At 61.6% G+C, this 2,711-nt stretch carries 4 protein-coding genes; 1 reads left to right on the top strand and 3 read right to left on the bottom strand.

Annotated features, from left to right (window positions below):
* Both GTN70_04185 and GTN70_04180 read right to left on the bottom strand, forming a co-directional pair.
* Nucleotides 1-617, bottom strand: a 617-nt coding sequence (locus GTN70_04185; GenBank protein ID NIO16187.1) for a hypothetical protein, incomplete at its 3' end; no start/stop codon positions are given.
* On the bottom strand, nucleotides 562-894 hold the full coding sequence (locus tag GTN70_04180) for a hypothetical protein (GenBank protein NIO16186.1): 333 nt from the start codon (nucleotides 892-894) through the stop codon (nucleotides 562-564). The genes GTN70_04180 and GTN70_04185, both read right to left, overlap by 56 nt.
* A gap of 359 nt (nucleotides 895-1,253) precedes the next feature.
* Here GTN70_04180 and GTN70_04175 point away from each other — a divergent pair, with 359 nt between their 5' ends.
* Nucleotides 1,254-1,766 carry a thiol peroxidase gene (locus GTN70_04175; GenBank protein ID NIO16185.1) on the top strand — a complete coding sequence of 171 codons (513 nt, stop codon included), beginning with the start codon at nucleotides 1,254-1,256 and terminating at the stop codon, nucleotides 1,764-1,766.
* Nucleotides 1,767-1,814: 48 nt separating this feature from the next.
* On the opposite strand, the gene GTN70_04170 is transcribed toward GTN70_04175, so the two are convergent.
* Nucleotides 1,815-2,711, bottom strand: an 897-nt coding sequence (locus tag GTN70_04170) for a 4Fe-4S dicluster domain-containing protein (GenBank protein NIO16184.1), incomplete at its 5' end; no start/stop codon positions are given.

Here is a 2,711-nt window from a genome sequence, read left to right as displayed (position 1 = left end):
GAGAAGATCACGGAAGAGCCCGTTGCGTTGAACTTGGTCACGAATGCGTCCGTGCGGACGCCGAGACCGTCGCACTGCCCGTCGGTCCCGCAATCGGGGTCGAAGGCCCCGATGGTGGTGGGAAAGTCATCGGAAAAGGTCCTGCCCGCAACGACAGCATTTCCCACGTTATCGAGGGCAAGGGCGAGGGCCTCGTCGAGCCGCGTACCCCCCAGGTAGGTCACGAAGCTGATCTCCGGGTCGATCACCAGTTCCCTCGTTTCGTCGTACCCGGAGGCCACGAAACCGAACCTGTCGACCCCCACCTTTCGAAATCCGCCGGCAACGGGCTTTCTTTTCCCCCCCGCAACCTGGTAGATCCGGGGGGACCGATGGATTATCTTTCCGGCACCCGTTACGATCACAACGTTTCCGTCCCCGTCGATGCGCGCGTCCCCGGCCCCGGAGAACCGGAGCACGATGGTTGCGGGGTCTATCCCCGGAAGCAGCGTAAAATCGTACTCCATCCCGTTTTCCGTCCCGTACAGCTCGAGGCTCACCCCGCGGTATATCTCACCGAAGCTAACCCTCGAAAAGCGGGGGACCCCGGTGAGCCACTTCGCGGGNNTTCCCCGCACTCTTTCCGCCGGGATCCGGCCGCCGGGATGCTGTGGCCATGACGATCTCGTCCGGGGTAACGTAGACATTCCACCCCCTGCCGCGCGAAAGGAAGCGGACCCTTTCATCCACCTGCCCCCGGTTCTCCTCGAAGGCCGCCGGCAGTCTGGCAAAATTTCCGGCAATCTCGACCCTCTCTTCCCCCCGGGCGCCGGCGGAATCCATGTTCCCGGAGCAGGCAGCGAACGAGAAAAACGCCACGGCGGCAAGCAGGAAGCACCCGGCTGACCATTTCATCCTGACACCTCCCCCCAGAATATGGTTCCGGTTCAGGGTCTCCCGCACGGGAAAAAAGCGGGAACCTCCCTCCATTGTAATGCCACTTTGCCCATTTAAAAAAGCAAAATGCGGCGGAGGAGGGCGCGTGCGGCCGGAGGGACCGGCCGTTTACGGAAGAGCAAAACTCTGCCCTTAACTAATTATCTGGAATCTTTTATAATTTTCAACATCTAATGAGATATGCAGGCGGTGCCACACCGGAAGCGGCGCGACAGGCGGGGGCAGGAAAAACGGCCCGCAGCCGGACAGCCTTTTTCCCGGCCGACAGGGTCACCGGAAACGAAATGGCACCAAAATATCAGACCCAGGAGGGGAACATGGAACGGAAAAACGTGGTTACCATAGGAGGAAATCCGCTTACCCTGGTGGGGAGTGAAATCAAGGTGGGTGACAGGGCACCCGATTTCAGCGCGCTGGACGGTTCCCTCAACGAAGTGACCCTCGGCAGTTTTGCCGGAAAAATAAAGCTCATCGCGGCGGTTCCGTCCCTGGACACGCCGGTCTGTGACGAGGAGACGAGGAAGTTCAACGAAGTTGCCGCCAATCTGCCCGACACGGTGCAGGTGGTGACGGTAAGCCTGGACCTCCCCTTCGCCCAGTCACGCTTCAGCAGCACCGCCGGAATCGACAGGATCAAGGTGCTCTCGGACCACCGGGACCTCTCCTTCGCAACGGCATACGGCGTCCTCCTCAAGGAACTCCGCCTCCTTGCCAGGGCCGTCTTCGTGATCGACGCTGACGACGTCGTCCGGTACGTGGAGGTCGTCCCCGAGGTGAAGACACATCCCGACTACGACGCAGCCCTGGATGCCGTGAAGGAACTGCTGTAGACGGTTGTGTAAGAAAGGCCCCTGGAGGAAGGTACCCCGGAGCAGCACCTATCGCGCGACCAGCGCCTGCAGGAAGCGGGAGCGCATCTCTTCTTTCTTGAGATGGTCCTTCAGGGGCTTGACCCTCGCGATGGCGTTCACCACGTTTCTGATCACCGCGTGGGGGAGGCTGGTGAAGTCGTCGAAGAGCAGGTTGCCCAGCTTGCCCTGCTCGATGGCGATCATCAGGTACTTTTCCATCGCCGAATCGGGGGTGATGACCCGTTCCCCGCGGTCGACCATCCTGAGGGCGCCCTCCCTGCAGGCGGCCACACAGACCCCGCATCCCAGGCAGAAACGGCTGTCCACCTCTCCCCGCTTCCCCCTTCCATCCTCGACCAGGTTTATCATGTCCACCTGGCACTTCTTCACGCAGAGGCCGCAGCCGGTGCACTTTCCCCCGTCGATCTTGGCAAGGTACGGCGAGGTGGCGACCACATTTTCCAGGCGCAGCTTTTTCATCCCGCCGAGCAACCCGCAGCAGCAGCCGCAGCAGTGGCAGACGAAGGATGGGCGTCTCTTCACGTTATCGGCCACGTACACGAGCCCTTCCTCTTTCGTGCGGGAGAAGATATCGAGGGCTTCCTCCTTCGACACCTCCCGCATGAATCCCCTCCGCACGAGGTAGGAGGCGCCTGCGTTGAATGCCGTGCACACGTCCATCGCATAGCTGCACCCATCGTCGACGTGTTCCCTCAGGTGCCTGCAGTAGCAGAGCCCGACGCCGATCTTTTTCGCCTCCCTGATGATCCCGGCGGCGGTCTCGTGGGTCAGCACCTGCGAGTGCACGTCCTCTCCCAGCGCCTCTTCCTCGACGAGCGCCCTCCCCAGGGGAGTCTCCCCGGAGAGGATCTTTCTCGCCACATCGCGGTTCTCGTGGACGTACTCCCACATGAGCCTGGCGAG

Source organism: Deltaproteobacteria bacterium (assembly GCA_011773515.1).
GTDB lineage: Bacteria > Desulfobacterota > Deferrimicrobia > J040 > J040 > WVXK01.
This window is presented reverse-complemented; position numbering and strand designations above follow the sequence as displayed.